Here is a 16141-nt window from a genome sequence, read left to right as displayed (position 1 = left end):
TCCGGGGCGTCCGTACCGCCCGTACGGTCCGATGCGGGGCGCGGCCCCGGCTCCGGCCCCGGCCCTGGCTCCGGCTCCGGCCCTGGCCCTGGCCCCGGCCCACGAGGGGGCCCGCCGCATCGGACCGCTCCCGCGCTACCCGGCCGTACGGGACGAGGAGCCGCCCGTCCCGCCCCCGTGGTCCCACGCGAGCCCTTCGAGCTGCTCGATCCCGTGGTTGAACTCGATCATCAGGGTGAGGAACTGCTGGGTGCGCTCGGGGCTCCAGCCCGCCGCCTCGATCAGCCGGGCGGCCCCGGCCCGGCTGATCGCCCGGTCCGCCGCCAGCCGCTCCAGGCCGAGCGGGGTCGGGCGGAACGTGCGCGCGCCCCCCTTGGCCGTGGCCTCGATGCGCTCGACGAGGCCGTGCCGCAGCATGGCGCTCATCTGCCGGTTGATGGTGGACACATCGGCCTGGAAGGTGTGTGCCAGCTCCTTGAGCGTGAGCGGTTCGCCCGTCTCCAGTCGTGTGAGCAGAACGTAGGCCGAGCGGTCGAGGCTCTGGCCGATGCGTGGGCCACGCGAGGCGATGAAATGCCGGGACAACAGGGTCAGTTCCCGTTCCAGGTCGCCCAGGCGGCGCTCCTGCTCGTTCGGCTCCGTCATGTGTGCCGTGTTCCCTTTCTCTGGTTCCGCCCCACCAGTGTCCCCTGCCGTGTCCACCCGCCGCGGCAGTCCCTTCCCCGGCCCTTGGCTCGTGGTCTGTGGCCTGCGGTCTGTGGCCCGTGGCCCGTGGTCCGTGCGGTCATTGCACCGGCCATGGTGTGTATGTAACATACACAAGGCCCGGCGGGCTCCTGGTGTGCCGCGGGCGTCGCGCGGGCCCCGGAACCACCGCATCCCTCAGGTGATGGCGTTCCGCGCCGCTGCCCACACCGTCCGTGAGCCCCTTCTCAGCCAAGGAAGTGCCTCGTGCCCATCACCACCGTCCGCTCCGCGGGGGCAGGCGCGGTCACCGCCGTGATCACCCTGAGCTGCGTCGTGATCTCGCTGATGCAGACCTTCATCGTGCCGATCATCCCGAGGCTGCCCGAGCTGCTGCACACCGGCGCCTCCGACGCCTCCTGGGCGGTCACCGCCACGCTCCTGGCCGCGGCCGTGGTCACCCCGATCGCCGGGCGCCTCGGCGACATGTACGGCAAACGCAGGATCATCATCGCGAGCCTGGTCCTGGTCGTCGTCGGATCCGTGCTGTGCGCCGTGTCCGACAGCCTGGTCCCGGTGGTCACGGGACGGGCGCTCCAGGGCCTGGCCACCGGCGTCATACCGGTCGGCATCAGCTTCCTGCGGGACATCCTGCCCGCCGACCGGGTCGGCGGCTCGATCGCCCTGGTCAGCGCCGCCCTCGGGGTCGGCGGCGCCGTCGGCCTGCCGGTGTCGGCCGCCATCGTCCAGTACGCCGACTGGCACGTCCTGTTCTGGGTCGCGGCCGCACTCGGGGTGCTCTGCCTCGCACTCGTGGCGCTGCTGCTGAGGGAGTCGCCGAACCAGTCCCCGGGCCGCTTCGACGTCCCGGGCGCGATCGGACTCGCCACCGGTCTGGTGTGCCTGCTGCTGGCCGCCACCAAGGGCGGCACCTGGGGCTGGACCAGCGGATCCGTCCTCGGCCTGCTGGCCGGCGGTGCGGCGGTCCTGCTGCTCTGGGGCGTCTACGAGCTGCGCGTGGCGCAGCCGCTGGTCGATCTGCGGGTCGCCGCCCGCCGCCCGGTGCTCTTCACCAACCTGGCCTCCCTCATGGTCGGCTTCGCCATGTACGCGACGTCGCTGGTCCTGCCGCAACTGCTCCAGTCGCCCTCCGCCACCGGCTACGGCCTGGGCCAGTCCGTGCTCGCGGCCGGTCTGGCGCTGGCGCCCAGCGGCCTGGTCATGATGGCCTTCGCCCCGCTCTCGGCCCGGATCACCGCCCGCCACGGCGCCCGTGTGACGCTGCTGACCGGCCTGTGCGTGATCGGTCTCGGCTACGGCGTCGGCCTCGGCCTCATGGCGGAGGTCTGGCAGATCGTCGTCATGTCGATGATCGTCAGCGCGGGCGTGGGCATCGCCTACGCGGCCAGCCCGGCGCTGATCATGGGCGCCGTCCCCGTGACCGAGACCGCGTCCGCCAACGGCCTCAACTCCCTGATGCGCTCGGTCGGCACGTCCTCGTCGAGCGCGGTGATGGCCGCGATGCTCGCCGCCATGACCACGCGCGTCGGCCCGGTCTCCGTGCCGTCCGAGCACGGCTTCCGCATGACGTACGTCGTGGCGATGCTCGCCGCGGTCGCCGGCATCGGTCTCACCCTCCTCATCCCCCGGGCCCACCGCCCCGCCGCAGGGCAGGACACCGCCCCGGCCCCGGCCGTCGGCGCTCCCCGCTGACCCGCTGCAACTCCCCGCACAGCAAAGGAAGTAACCCCATGGAACGTCTCCAGGACAAGGTCGCGGTCATCACCGGCGCGGGCAGCGGCATCGGCCGTGCCGCCGCACAGCTCATGGGCCGGGAGGGCGCACGGGTCGTGGTCGCCGACTTCGACACCGCGGCCGCCGAGGAGAGCGCCGCGCTCGTCGAGCAGGCCGGCGGCCGGGCGCTGCCCGTCACGGTGGACGTCACCGAAGAGGGCTCGATCGCGGACATGACCGCCGCGACCGTCAAGGAGTTCGGCGCCCTCCACGTGCTCTGCAACCACGTGGGCGGCACCAACCCGCGCACCGATCTGGACCTGCTGCGCATGGACATGGAGGAGTTCCACCGGGCCGTCGCCCGCAACGTGACCAGCACGCTGCTCGGCGCCCGGTACGCGATCCCGCACATGATCCGCGCGGGCGGCGGCTCGGTCATCAACACCGCCTCCGTCGCCGCCCTGGTCGGCGACGTCCTCCAGACGTCCTACGGTGCGGTCAAGGCGGCCGTGGTCAGCATCACCAAGTCCATCGCCGTGCAGTACGGCCCGCAGAACGTGCGCTGCAACGCCATCGCCCCCGGCGCGGTCATGACCCCCGCCCTGGAGAACAACCTCCCCGACAGCGTCATCGAGAGCCTCAGGAACGGTAACGCGCTGCCCTACCTCGGATCCCCCGAGGACATCGGCCACACCATGGTGTTCCTCGCCTCCGACGAGTCCCGCTACCTCACCGGCCAACTCCTCGTCGTCGACGGCGGGATGACCATGCAGTCGTCCGCCGCCCCCGGCCGCCGGGCCCAGCTCCCCGGCTGAGCACCGCCCGCACCCCTGAAAGGAACCGCACCATGACTTCTCCCGCTCTCCTGGGCAGGTCGGCCATCGTCACCGGAGGCGCGTCCGGTATCGGCGGCGCCGTCACGCGACTGCTCGCCGCGCGCGGCGCCCGGGTCGTAGTCGTCGACCTCCAGGAGGAGGCCGGGCGGGCGGTCGCGCAGGAACTGGGCGACGCCGTGGTCTTCCTGCGGGGCGACGTGTCCGACCGGAGGGTCGCCGACACGGCCGTGGCCACCGCCGTCGAACGCTTCGGCGCGCTGGACGTCCTGGTCAACAACGCGAGCGTGTCGCGCCAGAAGCCCTTCGAGGAGCAGACGGACGACGACTGGGACCTCGCGATGGACACCGGCCTGTACGCCACCCGCAACTTCATGCTCGCCGCCCTGCCGGAGCTGAAGAAGTCCGCCCACGCCTCCGTCGTCAACTTCGGTTCCGGCGCCGGACTCAACGGCCAACCCAACCAGGCGTCGTACGCGGCGGCCAAGGAGGCGATCCGCGGACTGAGCCGGGTGGCCGCCAACGAATGGGCGCCGTACGGCATCCGGGTCAACGTGGTCTGCCCGATGGCGCTGACGGCCGGGGTGGCCCAGTGGGCCGAGGCCCACCCCGAGCAGTACGCCCGGTCCGCCGCCGCGGTGCCGCTGGGCCGCTTCGGCGATCCCGACCGGGACGTCGCCCCCGTCGTCGGCTTCCTCGCCGGGGACGACTCCCGGTACATGACCGGGCAGACCGTGATGGCCGACGGCGGATCCGTGAAACTCCGCTGAGCCGTACGCCCCCTGAGCACGGCCCCGGTCCAACGACCTGAACGACCTGAACCACCTGGAGAACGACCTCATGGGAACCATCGCCGTCACCGGAGCCGCCTCCGGTATGGGCGCCTCCATCGCAGCCCGGCTCACCGAGCAGGGGCACCGGGTCATCGGCGTCGACCTGCGCGGCACCGATGTGGAGGCAGACCTCGGCACCCCGGAGGGCCGGGCCGCCGCGGCGGCCGAGGTCACCCGCCTCGCGGACGGACGGCTCGACGGCTTCGTGCCGTTCGCCGGGATCTCCGGTGGCGCCGGGCGCCCCGCGAGCCTGCTGGTCTCCGTCAACTACTTCGGTGCCATCGGCCTGTTGGAGGGGCTGCGCCCGGCCCTGGCCGCCGCGGGCCAGTCCTCCGTGGTGCTCGCCTCCTCCAACTCCATGACCACGCAGCCCGGCTGGAGCCCCGAACTCGCCGCGGCCTGCCTGGCGGGGGACGAGGACGCCGCCCGGACCCTCGCCGACGAGCTGCCCGACGACGGCGGTGTCCTCACCTACCCGGCCACCAAGGCGGCCATCGCGTACTACACGCGCACCCGCGCCGCCGACCACATCGCGGACGGCATCCGCCTCAACGCCATCGCACCCGGCTTCATCGACACCCCCATGACCCGGGCGGGCCGCAAGGACCCGCGGATCGCCGCCGGTATCGAGGCGTTCCTCGCATCCGTCCCGGCCGCCCGGGCGGGCCGCCCGGAAGAGGTCGCCGAACTGGTGCTCTTCCTGCTCTCCGCCAAGTCGGGTTACTGCGTGGGCACGTTGATGTACTGCGACGGCGGCCTCGACGCCAAGGTACGCGGCCTGGACTGGCCGAAGGTGCTGACCCCGCGGCCCTGACGGTACGTCAGCGAGCCGGGGAGCGGCGCGCGGCAGCCCGCGTCCGGCCCGCCCGGCTCAGGCCCGCCCGGCTCCCGGCTCAGGTCCGCCAGGCGTAGCCGAGCAGGCCCTCGGTCAACTGGCCCTCACAGGTGGACTGTTCGGAGACGAAGTGGTCGCCGGTGGACGGGACCCGGCACCGGTAGAGGGCGACGGTGCCCGGCGCGGGCGCCGTACCCGCGTAGCCGAGCGGGCCGAGCGGCTCCTGGCCCTCGCAGCCGGCCTCCGTACTGACCATGTTGTGCCCGCCGACCCGGCATTCGAACAGCGGACGGGTGCCGGACGCCTCGTGGCGCAGCAGCCGCCAGGCGTTCTCGGCGGTGAACCCGGCGGGCAGCCCGCGGGTGGAGGCCCAGTGGCCGCGGGTCGGGGAGTGGGCGCGGACCAGGCGGGTGTACGGCAGATCCTCGAAACCGCAGGACAACTGGGCGGGTGTCAGGTCGGCGCGGTTGGCCAGGGCCCAGGTCCGCCACGCGGGCTTCGCGCTGCCGTCGGGGGCGCGCAGCCCGAGGGCGAGCCCGGCCGCGGTCTCGGTGGGGTTGTCGAGCATGCGGTGGTAGACGTAGTTGGTGATGCCGGGCGTGCCGAGCACGTCCCGGAAGGAGTCGCACACGGCCTGCGCCTGCCGCTCCGGCGAGGAGGATCCCGCCGAGGTGATGCCGCTCTCGGTCAGCTGCACGTCCGACCATGCCTCGGTGTCCGCCGGGAAGTTCTGGCGCAGCCAGCCCACGAGATGACCGAGCGTGCCATAGGTCACGTACGGCGTGTCATCGGGGCCGAACACGGGACTGCGCAGGTCACGCGGGTAGGGGTGCATGGCCACCCGCCAGTGGCGGGTTCCGGCGCGGGCGGCCAGGCCGCGCAGCACGGTCATGCCGGACAGGACGGGCTCCGCCGCAGCGGGGGCGTCCAGCGCGCTGCCGAAGGAGTGGTCGAGCGACAGATAGGCGCGGGCGGTGGGCTGTTCGGCGCCGATGCGGTCGTAGGCCGTGTCGTAGAGGGCGGCGATCTCGTCGAGCCACGCGGTGGTGTCGCACGGAGTGCCGTGGCCGCAGCCGATGTTGAACCAGGTGTTGGTGTTGACCTCGTTGCCGACGACGAAGTCGGCGACCCGGCCGTGACCGTGCAGGCCGTCGTACCGCTGGGCGAGCATGCCCGCGAAACGGGCGTAGTCGCTCGCGCGGTCCGGGGCGCAGAAGATCTCCATGCCCGGTGCGGAGGGCACGCACGTCCTGCCGGTCCGGGCCCAGGCCGGTGTCCCGTAGACGACGCCGGTGACGACGAGACCGCGCTCGGTCCAGTCGCGGATGTCGTCGTCCAGGCGCGCGGGCACGGTGAAGCACTGGCCGTCGTACTGCTGTTGGCCGGTGGAGCACGGCGGGGACTGCACGGTGGGCTGCCACTGCGCCCACACCAGGTTCATGGCGACGCCGCCGGTCTTGTTGCCCGCGATCTCGCTCTTGTCCGGCCAGTCGTCGGGCTGGACGGCCTTGATCCGGTAGTCGCCGCGCTCGGGGTACGCGAGCGGCGCCACAGGGGAGTGCGGCTCGGCCGCGGCCGTCCCGCTGCCCGGGGCGAGCAGCAGGACGAGCGCGCACAGGACGGCCGGCCAGGTCCACCGGGCGTGTGCCCCACGTCTCATCGCGGTCTCCTTGCCGTACGACGGCCGGTCGGTGTCGGACAGGTGCAGTGAAGGTGCGGATCCCCCGGCTGGGGAGTGGCCGGCGGAGGGCCGACGGAGGGCCGGGTCAGGGCGTGGTCAGCAGATAGCCCTGGAGCCCTTCGCTGTGCTGTCCCTCGCAGTCCTCGCGCACCGAGTCGAAGTGGTCCCCGCCGCCGGTGTTGCAGCGGTAGACCGGTGTGCTGGGCCGCCCGGCGGGCGGCTCGCTCCAGACGTAGCCCAGGGTGCCCTGCACGGTCTGGCCCTCGCACCCGGAGTCCAGCGAGGTGAAGTCGTCCCCGCCCGCTCGGCACTGGTACAGCGCCTCGGTGCCCGGCTCGGCGACCAGGGAGAGGTATCCGTGCACGGCCTCCGCCCGGTATCCGGCGGACAGGCCCGCCGTGCCCTCGGCGTGGTCGGTGCCCCGGATGCTGCGGGTCACGGCGGCCCGCGCCACCACGTAGCCGAGCAGTGTCTCCTGCTGCATGCCCTCGCACTTCGCGTCGTGCGAGACGAAGTGCTCGCCGCCCGCGATCCGGCAGCGGTACAGCGGCAGGCTCGGCACACCCGCGACCGGCGCCTCCCAGGCCCAGCCGATCCCGGCGAGCTTCGTCGCGCCCTCGCAGTCGGCCTGGAGCGAGGTGAACTCGTCGCTCCCGCTGCGGCAGCTGTACAGGGCGCGGGTGCCGGGGCCGCCGACCAGGGACACCATGCCCATGGCGATCTCGGGCCGGTAACCGGCCCCGGCCGCCCGGGTGGTGGTCCAGTGGTCGCTGGGCGCGCCCTGGTGCACGTACCGGGTCAGCGCCCCGTAGCCGATGGTGTAGCCGAGCAGGCTCTCCTGGACCTTGCCCTCGCACTTCGGGTCGGTGGAGTCGAAGTGCTCCCCGGCGGTGCCGTCCTTGCAGCGGTACACCGCGAGCATCGGCGGCCCGTCGGGGGCGGGGGAGTCGTAGAGGTGGCCGAGCAGGGCGATGCGGGGCGAGCCCTCGCAGTCGTCCCGGACCGAGCTGAACTCCTCCGCGCCGTTCTGGCAGGCGTACAGCGGGTGGGTGCCCGGCTCCTGCACCAGGTCGAGCTGGCCGAGCGGACCCTCCGCGCGGTAGCCGGGCGGTACGGAACCGGTGGCGCTGTAGTGGTCGCCGCTGCCGTTGACGTACCGGGTGAGCTGGCCGTACAGCGGGCCGTGGTTGGCGCTGGGGTCGGTGAGGAACTCCACCGAGGACTGGTCGACACGCGGCGCCCACTGGCAGCCGCTGGTCTGCGGGCACGGTCCCACCGGGTCGGTGAACCCGCCGCTGGTCCGGTAGAGCGTGCCGGTGTCCGCCGCGACGAGGCTGATGCCGTCCACCGGCCTGTCGGCCATGTGCTCGCGGTGGTCCACGCTCCACTGGGTGACCGGCACCGGGAAGCCGCAGTCCGAGGAGCAGCCCGACAGCCGGAACGGGTACCCGGCGGCGAACTTGTAGACGGTCCCGTTCTCGGTGGACACGGTCGACCCGTCCATCGGCACCGCCAGCATGTGGTCCAGATGGGAGACGCTCCAGGTGGACACCGGGACCGGAGCACCGCAGCCCGGGTCGCAGGTGGCCATGTGGACCGGCGCGCCGCCGACGAACTTGAAGATCTGCCCCTGCTGGTCCCGGATCGTCGTCCCGTCCATGGGATACGGCCGCATGTGCTCCAGCGCGGCGATGCTCCAGGTGGACACCTTCACGGGGGTGCCGCAGCCGCTGCCGTCACACGTAGCCATATGGATGGGTGCGCCGCCGGCGAACTTGAAGATCTGTCCTTGCTGGTCCTGCACGGTGGAACCGTCCACCGGCGCCGGGTTCATGTGGTCCAGCGTCGCCACACTCCAGGTGGACACCTTGACCGGGCTGCCGCAGCCGCTGCCGTCACACGTGGCCATGTGGATCGGTGCGCCGCCGGCGAACTTGAAGATCTGCCCCTGCTGGTCCTGCACGGTGGCGCCGTCCATGGGATACGGCCGCATGTGCTCCAGCGTGGCGATGCTCCAGGTGGACACCTTGACCGGGCTGCCGCAGCCGCTGCCGTCGCAGGTGGCCATGTGGATGGGTGCGCCGCCGGCGAACTTGAAGATCTGTCCCTGCTGGTCCTGGGCGGTGGCGCCGTCGGCCGGTACGGGCCGCATGTGGTCGAGTGCGGCCACGCTCCAGGTGGAGACCTTGACGGGGGTGCCGCAGCCGCTGCCGTCGCAGGTGGCCATGTGGATGGGTGCGCCGCCGACGAACCTGAAGATCTGCCCTTGCTGGTCCTGCACGGTGGCACCGTCCGACGGCGCCGCGGGACCGGCGTCGATGACCGCCTGCGTGGTGGGCCTGGCGTCGGGGCACAGCCCGCCGTCGCAGGTGGACTGCCAGATCGGGGCGCCGCCGGCCATCTTGTAGACGCGGTGGGTGTCGTTGGTGTTGAGCACGGTGCCGTCGGGCAGCCCGTACACCGACGTCACCAGCTGGGGCTTGGTCGGCACGGTGACCGGACCGGGCGGGTTGCCGCCGCTGCTGCCCGAACCGTTCGGCGGGAAGTACTCGATCTTCCAGCCGGCGTACATCGGGACCCACATGTAGGAGTAGTCCGCGAACCAGGGGAGGGCACTGGCGTCCTTGTTGCACCCGGGGATCGTGTACGTCCGTGCGTACGTGGTCTTCCAGGAGTAGACGCCGAACGAGACCAAGGCGTACTGCCCCGGCCGCACGGAGACGTTCTGCTGGACCTCGGTCCCGTAGGTGAGGCTCTGCTGGGCCGTGTGCCCGGTCGAGGCGGACGCCTCGACCTCCGCGACCGAGAGCTTGGCGCTCACGCTGATCGTGGCCGTGGTCGTCATGCTCTCGGTGCGGGTGCCCGTCGTGCTCGTCTTGGCCGTGCCGCCGGGCGCCTCGATACGCGTCGGTTGCAGGGCGGTCGGTCTGAAGTCCATGGTGCCGGGACCGGTCTTGGTCTCACCGGCCAGGTTGCAGTCGCTGCCCAGCGGCAGCGGCGGCAGATCGTCCGCCGCCGCCTGCCCCGCCCCGGCGACGAACAGTGAGGCCAGCACGGCGAGCACCGCCGCCCAGACCCGGCCGACGCGTATGACGCTCGCGCGCATGGAACCCCCCGTACGACACGCTGTCCCGTCTCGTCAGGAGCAGCCCCGGGGTCACTGTCCCGGTACGGCGGCGGACGCTCAACCGGCTTTCCTATGTTTCGGCTGTGGCCGAAGGGTCGTGCGGGTGGGGCGGCCGGTGCCGCTGGTGCAGCAGATCCGCGCCGAGGACCGTCAGGGCGTGCTGGGCGGTGCGCCCGCTGCGCACGGTCGACACCAGGCCCGCCCGGCGCAGCGCGGTGGCCTGCTCGCTGGCGGCCGCCGCGGAGATGCGCAGCCGCCGGGCCAGCTCGCCCGTGGTGCACCCGGCGCCGATCTCCGCGAGGGCACGAGTACGGGTGCGCCCCAGCAGGGCGGTGAGCGCGGCGAGTTGGGCGCGGGTGGGCAGGCCGCCGCCGCCGCGCGTGGGCGTACGCCACTCCGCCTCGCGGGCGAAGGGGTGGACGAGGACCGGGGGCAGCTCCGGGTCGCGCAGGCAGATGGGGCGGTTGCGGCAGAAGAAGGACGGGACCAGCAGCAGCCCCCGGCCGCCGAGGCGGACCTCGCGGTCCGGGCCGGGATACGGCACCCGCAGGACGTCCCCCTGCAACCGGACGGCCGGGTGGACGCCCCGCAGCAGCTCCCGCACCCCGCGCTCCTCGCGCACCCGCAGCCGCAGCGCGGCCTCGGCCCCGACGCTCTGCCGGATGTGCGGCCAGTAGGGGGCGAGAGCCGTCGTGTGGTAGTGGTGCAGCGCGTCCCGCAGCCGCAGGAGCGGCTTGGACTCGGCGGCGGCGAGACCGCGTACGTACGATGCCGACGCCCGCGCGGGACGGAGCCGGCCGAGTTCGCGCACCATGCGCCGGACCGGTGTCGCCAGCACCCGTTCCAGACCGGGTCCGAAGCCCTCTGCCCCGGCCGGGGTGAGGAAGTCCGGCGAGTAGCCGACCGGCGGCGCGAGCGGGAAGAGGCTGTCGGCGGCCACCGGATCCAGCTCCCTGGCCACCTCCGCCCGCCAGCGCCCGAACTCCACGGCCTCGTCAGGCTGTTGCAGGGCATGGAGACTCAGCAGGGTCTCCCACATGGCATCCGGGCCCTCACGCAGCCGGACGGCCGCGTAGTCGGCTTCCGTGAAATGTATCCGCAGCATTTGTTCCCCCGTGTCCGACGCGTGGTTCGACGCGTGCGGATCCGGCGAGCCTGCCGTCGGCCGCCCCGCCGGGTCCCACAGTGATCGACGGTGCGGAGCCGGGGAAGGTTGACCCGCCTCCGCCCGGTGTCCCGCCGCCCCCGGTCGCACGGCCGGGGGCGGCGGGCCGACGCCCCACCGGAGTTCGGCGCGGCCGGGTCCCGGTCGGGCTACTTCAGGAGCCGGAAACCGGGCCGCCGGGCCCAGGTTCGCAGGAAGGAGGCAGCTCCGCCTCGTCGGCGTGTTCGGCCGCGAAGAGATCCTCGTCGCCGATGCCGGGCCCGAGGGCGGAGACCAGCAGGGGGCGGCCGCCGTCGGCGTCCCCGGTGTCCGGGGCCCCGAGATCCCGCGCGCGTACGGACACGGCGTACTCGCCGGTCCGCTGCTCCTCGAAGGCGGCCGAGGTGCGTGCCAGCAGCTCGCGGACGCGCCGGAGCGTCGTACGGGAAAGGGGTACCGCCGACTCGATCACCAGCACAGGTCCGCTCACGGGGCGGAGCGTAGCCGGTCGTGTGTCCGGTGCGCGGGGTCAGCCGGTCGTCGTGATGTCCACGCCGAGCGTCCTGAGCCGGGAGAGGACCGTGTCGTGGGGGTCGGCGTCGGTGATCAGGCCGGTGATCGCGGTCCAGGGCAGCACGCGGAACCGCGAGGCCGTGCCGATCTTCTCGGAGGACGCGAGGACGTAGGTCTCGGCGGCCCGTGCGGCGAGGGCGCGCTTCATCGCCGCCTCCTCGGCGTCGCCGGTGGTCAGCCCCGCCTCGGGATGCACGCCGGTGACGCCGAGCAGGCAGAGGTCGGCGGAGACGTTCTGCGCGGCCTCGACCGCGGCGGCGCCGCAGGCGACCGCCGAGTGCTTGAAGACGCGCCCGCCGAGCAGGAACAGCTCCGCCTGCGGATGGTCGAGCAGAGCCGCGGCGATGGTCGGACTGTGGGTGATCACGGTGCAGGCGAGATCCCGGGGGAGCGCGCGGGCGACGGCGAGAGCGGTGGTGCCGCCGTCGAGGATCAGCGCGCCGCCCGGCGGCACCAGGGCGGCGGCGACCGAGGCCACCTTCCGCTTGCCGTCCGGGGTCACCGACTGGCGGGCGGCGTAGTCGGCCACCGCCGGGGAGACCGGCAGCGCGCCGCCGTAGACCCGCTGGCACAGCCCCTCGGCCGCGAGGTCGCGCAGATCGCGCCGCACGCTGTCCTCGGAGATCCCCAGCCCCGCCGCGACGTCCTTGGCGACGATCTTGCCCTCGCGGGCGAGCAGACCGAGCAGATGGTCGCGTCGTTCGGCAGCCAGCATTCGCGTTCTCTCCTGTTCATGCACGTTTCTGCATGTACTGTAGCGCGTCATGACCGACCAAGCGACGCACCTTCCGCTCCCCGTGCCCCGCCCCGGCGTCGACATGCCCGACCACCGCGGCCGCACCGGTCTGGACCGGGCCGGACGCGACCTGGACCGCAACCCCGGCGTCGTGGTCCGCGACGTCGAACTCACCTCGCAGGGCTGGCACGTCCTACGGCGCACCACCTTCGACTACCGCCGCCGCGACGGGCGTTGGGAGACCCAGACGCGCGAGACCTACGACCGCGGCAACGGCGCCGTCGTCCTGCCGTACGACACCGCACGCGGCCGGGTCCTGCTCGTCCGCCAGTTCCGCTACCCGGCCTACGTCAACGGCCATCCGGACGGCGTGCTCGTCGAAGCGGCCGCGGGACTGCTCGACGCGGACGATCCGCTCACCGCCGTACGGCGTGAGGCCGCCGAGGAACTCGGCGTCGCCCTCGGCCCGCTCACCCATGTCCTCGACGCCTACATGAGTCCGGGCTCCGTCACCGAACGCCTCCACTTCTTCGCGGCTCCCTACACCCCGGCCGACCGCACCGGGACGGGCGGCGGCGTGGAGGCGGAGGGCGAGGACATCGAAGTCCTCGAACTGCCCTTCACCGAAGCGCTCGCCATGACCCGCGACGGGCGGATCGCCGACGCCAAGACCATCATGCTCCTGCAATGGGCGGCTCTGGACGGGCCGTTCGCCCCCGCACCGGGCACCGGCTGACCTCGGCCCCCCGGCCGGATTCACCGGGGGGGGGGCTCGCTCCCACTCCGGCGAGCCCCCGCCGCACCGCCGCATCGCCGCACAGGTCACTGGCGCGGTGCGGCGGCCTCCAGCTCGTCGATGCTGCCCGACATGATCGTCCGCACCTGCGCGGTGATGTGCTCGGCGGGCCAGTCCCACCAGGCCACCGCCAGCAGCCGGGCGACGTCGCGGTCGTCGTAGCGGGTGCGGATGAGACGGGCCGGGTTGCCGCCGACGATGCCGTAGTCCGGGACGTCGGCGGTGACCACCGCGCCGGCGGCGACGATCGCGCCGTGCCCGATCCGCACACCGGGCAGCACGGTGGCGCCGTGGCCGAACCAGACGTCGTTGCCGACGACGGTGTCCCCCCGTGCGGGCAGGCCGGTGAGCAGGTCGAAGTGGTCCGCCCAGGAGCCGCCCATGGTGGGGAAGGGGAAGGTCGAGGGGCCGTCCATGCGGTGGTTGGCGCCGTTCATGAGGAACCGCACCCCCGTGCCCAGCGCGCAGAACCTGCCGATGACCAGCTTCTCCGGCCCGTAGTGGTAGAGCACGTTGCGCGTCTCGAACGCGGTGGCGTCGTCCGGGTCGTCGTAGTAGGAATACTCCCCGACCTCGATCAGCGGGGACTTCACCAGCGGCTTGAGTAGCACCACCCGCGGCTGTCCCGGCATCGGGTGGAGAATCGTCGGGTCGGCGGGTACGGGCATGCGGAGAGGTCCCCTGTCGGTCTCGGACCGGTTGCGGGCCGGTGCGCTCGGAACGGTCAGCCCGCCCGGATCGGTCAGATCGATCGGATCGGCACGGGGCGTGCCGATCGAACCGCCATCCTGTGGCCTCGGACGCGGGCCTGTCAACGGCATGGCGCGTGCCGTTAGAGTTCGGACCCATGGCGACCGAACCCCCGGCCCCCCGGCGCCGGGGCGCCGCCCGCACCGAAGCGCTGCTCCAGGTGACGCTCGACCTGGCCGCGGAGGTCGGGTACGCGGGCCTGAGCATCGAGGCCATCGCCCGCCGGGCCGGGGTCGGCAAGCACACGGTCTACCGCCGCTGGCCGGGCAAGGCGGCGCTGCTCCTCGACGCGCTCCACCGCGCCTGGATGACGGACCTGGACTACGGCGACACCGGTGAGATCCGCTCCGACCTGCGCGAACAGTTCCTGCGCTCCACCGCCGCCCTCGCCGATCCGCCGATCGGACAGGTCTACCGCGCGGTCATCGCCGAGGCCCAGTCCGACCCCGCGCTGCGGGCGACGCTGTACGAGCGGTTCCTGCGCACCGCCGAACAGCGCACCCTGGAGCGGATCACTCGCGCCCAGCGCGACGGCGAACTGCGCGCGGACGCGGATCTGACGTTCGCCGCCGAGGTGCTGTGCGGGGCGCTGTACTACCGCCACCTGCTGACGCCGCTGCCGGTCGACGAGAGCGCGGTCGACGGACTGCTGGACATGTTCATGGACGCGTACGCCGCGCGGTGATCGGCATGCCCGGTCCGGGCACTCGCCTTCCCGGGCATCCGCCTTCCCGGGCACCGCCGGTGCGCGCCTACTGCCCCGCGGCGTTGAGCAGATCGAGGACGCTCTGCTGGCACCCGTAGTCGGTGGTGCCCGCCCCGCCGTTCCAGTGCGGGCCGTACTGGTCGAGGGAGTTGCGGTCCTTGGCGTACGCCGCGTCCGCCCACCGGTCGAGCGTCGCGGCGTAGGGGTGGTCGGTCAACTGGGCGTCCAGCCTGCCGAGTCCGCGGACGTAGGCGCCCTTGAACGACGGGCCGTCGCCGGTGCAGCCGTCGGACTCACCGGGCTCGCGCAGGACGCCGTCGGTCTCCAGCCGGGAGGTGGAGGCATCGGCGAGTTCACGGGCCGTGCTCAGCAGACCGCTGTCGCCGGTCGCCCGGAACAGCTCGGTGAGGCCGCCGAGGACGACGCCCTGGTTGTAGGTCCACGTGGTCTGCCCGTTGTTGGCGCACGCGTCGGTGAGACCGTCGTTGATCAGGTGGTCCTTGTTGATCATCCCGCTCTGCCGGAACCAGGACCACTCCCGCTGCGCGCGCTCCAGATAGGCGGTGTCCCCGGGGATCCGGTTGTGGAGCGCCGCGTTGAGCTGGAGGAACAGCTCGTTGGTGATGGCGTTCTTGTAGGTCTTGGTCCTGTTCCACAGGACCCCGCCCCCGCACACGCCCGACCAGGAGGCGTTCATGTGGTCCGCGTCGGCGCGCGCGGTGGCGAGGTAGCGGCCGTCACCGGTCGCGTCGTACGCCGCGACCCAGGCGAGCCCCCACCAACCGGTGTCGTCCAGATAGTCGTTGGTGAAGTCGCCGCCCTGGGCACGGAGGTTCTTGTCGTAGGTGGTGGCGATGGCGTACTTGTAGCTGGGCATACCGCTGACCCGGGCGTTGTCGATGACGGCGGTGAGCGCGTTAGCGGCGGTCCACCAGCCGTTGCCGCCGAAGAGCCCGGTGCCGCGGTCGTAGGACATCATCAGCGCCGTCGCCGCCGCGGTCCCCCGGCTCCAGGCGTTGCGGTCCACCCGGGCCCAGGCCGTGCAGGCGATCTCCGCCCGGTCACCGGCCTTGCCGCAGGCGCGCAGCGCCCCGACCCCGGCGGTGTTCCAGTCGTCGACGTTGTACATCAGGGTCCGCCAGCCACGTGCCCCGTCCGGTGTCCGGGTGTCGCCGAGCTTGCTTCCGGAGGACCATGACCTGCCGCCGTCGAAGCTGCGGTCGAGCCAGACCTCGTCACCGGGATCGCCCGTGTCGATCGAGGCCCAGCCCATGACATCGTTGTCGGAGAGATGGAGACGGATGCTGCGGCCGTAGAGCGAGCTGCTCACCGGGACGCGTTCCGACGTGGCGGCGGAGGGGTCGCGCGCGTCGCAGTAGAGGTCGCAGACGGCCGCTGCCGTACCGGCGGTGGCTGCCGCCGGGGCGGGTGCGGTGGTTCCGGTGGCAGCCGCGGGTGCCGCGGTGAGCAGGGTGGCGGCGAGCGACAGTCCCGCCGCCGTTCGCCTTCTTCCGAACAGGGTCATGTCCGCCTCTTCTCCGTGTTCTCCGCGGTCTCTGTGGTCTTTGCGGCCTTCTCGTTCTCCGTGCCGGGGTGCCGGGCTGTGCCGCTTCGCTCGTCGCATTGTCTCGCGCATGTCAAGCGTGGGGAGGTCGCGCGCCCCTCGGGCCGCCCCGGTACGGGATGCCGCTGGTCCTCGGGATCAAGGT

The 16141-nt window shown here is 72.7% G+C and carries 14 protein-coding genes; 6 read left to right on the top strand and 8 right to left on the bottom strand.

Going from position 1 to position 16141, the window contains the following annotated elements; genetic code table 11:
• Nucleotides 1–135: 135 nt before the first annotated feature.
• Nucleotides 136–645, bottom strand: a complete 510-nt coding sequence (locus B086_RS0104765) for a MarR family winged helix-turn-helix transcriptional regulator (protein WP_018565263.1) — start codon at nt 643–645, stop codon at nt 136–138.
• Nucleotides 646–951: 306 nt separating this feature from the next.
• Between B086_RS0104765 and B086_RS0104760 the strand changes: the two genes are divergently transcribed.
• From B086_RS0104760 to B086_RS0104745, 4 genes are all read left to right on the top strand, one after another.
• Complete coding sequence (locus B086_RS0104760) at nt 952–2397, top strand: MFS transporter (protein ID WP_018565262.1); 1446 nt, start codon at nt 952–954, stop codon at nt 2395–2397.
• Nucleotides 2398–2435: 38 nt separating this feature from the next.
• On the top strand, nt 2436–3233 hold the full coding sequence (locus B086_RS0104755) for an SDR family NAD(P)-dependent oxidoreductase (protein WP_018565261.1): 798 nt from the start codon (nt 2436–2438) through the stop codon (nt 3231–3233).
• A gap of 32 nt (nt 3234–3265) precedes the next feature.
• Nucleotides 3266–4021, top strand: coding sequence for an SDR family NAD(P)-dependent oxidoreductase (locus B086_RS0104750; RefSeq protein WP_018565260.1), 756 nt, complete (start codon nt 3266–3268; stop codon nt 4019–4021).
• A 70-nt stretch (nt 4022–4091) separates the two neighbouring features.
• Nucleotides 4092–4898, top strand: a complete 807-nt coding sequence (locus B086_RS0104745) for an SDR family oxidoreductase (RefSeq protein WP_018565259.1) — start codon at nt 4092–4094, stop codon at nt 4896–4898.
• A 79-nt stretch (nt 4899–4977) separates the two neighbouring features.
• Here B086_RS0104745 and B086_RS0104740 read toward each other — a convergent pair whose 3' ends face one another.
• From B086_RS0104740 to B086_RS0104720, 5 genes are all read right to left on the bottom strand, one after another.
• Nucleotides 4978–6579, bottom strand: a complete 1602-nt coding sequence (locus B086_RS0104740; RefSeq protein WP_018565258.1) for a DUF5722 domain-containing protein — start codon at nt 6577–6579, stop codon at nt 4978–4980.
• A gap of 106 nt (nt 6580–6685) precedes the next feature.
• Nucleotides 6686–9706, bottom strand: coding sequence for a hypothetical protein (locus tag B086_RS0104735; protein WP_018565257.1), 3021 nt, complete (start codon nt 9704–9706; stop codon nt 6686–6688).
• Between the two features lie 91 nt (nt 9707–9797).
• The gene (locus tag B086_RS39140; RefSeq protein WP_018565256.1) at nt 9798–10832 is read right to left on the bottom strand and encodes a helix-turn-helix domain-containing protein; all 1035 of its coding nucleotides are present in this window, start codon (nt 10830–10832) and stop codon (nt 9798–9800) included.
• 214 nt (nt 10833–11046) lie between these two features.
• On the bottom strand, nt 11047–11361 hold the full coding sequence (locus tag B086_RS0104725) for a DUF6368 family protein (RefSeq protein ID WP_158679292.1): 315 nt from the start codon (nt 11359–11361) through the stop codon (nt 11047–11049).
• A 39-nt stretch (nt 11362–11400) separates the two neighbouring features.
• Nucleotides 11401–12159 (bottom strand): DeoR/GlpR family DNA-binding transcription regulator, encoded by a 759-nt coding sequence (locus B086_RS0104720; protein WP_018565254.1) that lies wholly within the window; start codon nt 12157–12159, stop codon nt 11401–11403.
• Between the two features lie 49 nt (nt 12160–12208).
• Between B086_RS0104720 and B086_RS0104715 the strand changes: the two genes are divergently transcribed.
• The gene (locus B086_RS0104715; protein WP_018565253.1) at nt 12209–12916 is read left to right on the top strand and encodes an NUDIX domain-containing protein; all 708 of its coding nucleotides are present in this window, start codon (nt 12209–12211) and stop codon (nt 12914–12916) included.
• Nucleotides 12917–13002: 86 nt separating this feature from the next.
• Here B086_RS0104715 and B086_RS0104710 read toward each other — a convergent pair whose 3' ends face one another.
• Nucleotides 13003–13644 (bottom strand): CatB-related O-acetyltransferase, encoded by a 642-nt coding sequence (locus B086_RS0104710; RefSeq protein WP_018565252.1) that lies wholly within the window; start codon nt 13642–13644, stop codon nt 13003–13005.
• Nucleotides 13645–13823: 179 nt separating this feature from the next.
• On the opposite strand from B086_RS0104710, the gene B086_RS0104705 reads away from it, so the two are divergent.
• Complete coding sequence (locus B086_RS0104705; RefSeq protein WP_018565251.1) at nt 13824–14411, top strand: TetR/AcrR family transcriptional regulator; 588 nt, start codon at nt 13824–13826, stop codon at nt 14409–14411.
• A 67-nt stretch (nt 14412–14478) separates the two neighbouring features.
• Here the strand turns inward: B086_RS0104705 and B086_RS0104700 are convergent, their stop codons facing one another.
• On the bottom strand, nt 14479–15957 hold the full coding sequence (locus tag B086_RS0104700; RefSeq protein ID WP_018565250.1) for a glycoside hydrolase family 76 protein: 1479 nt from the start codon (nt 15955–15957) through the stop codon (nt 14479–14481).
• Nucleotides 15958–16141 lie beyond the last annotated feature (184 nt).

The sequence above is a fragment of the Streptomyces sp. PsTaAH-124 genome, assembly GCF_000373685.1.
GTDB classification, from domain to species: domain Bacteria; phylum Actinomycetota; class Actinomycetes; order Streptomycetales; family Streptomycetaceae; genus Streptomyces; species Streptomyces andamanensis.
The sequence above is the reverse complement of the archived record's forward strand: the minus strand, read 5'-3'. Positions and strand labels throughout refer to the sequence as shown.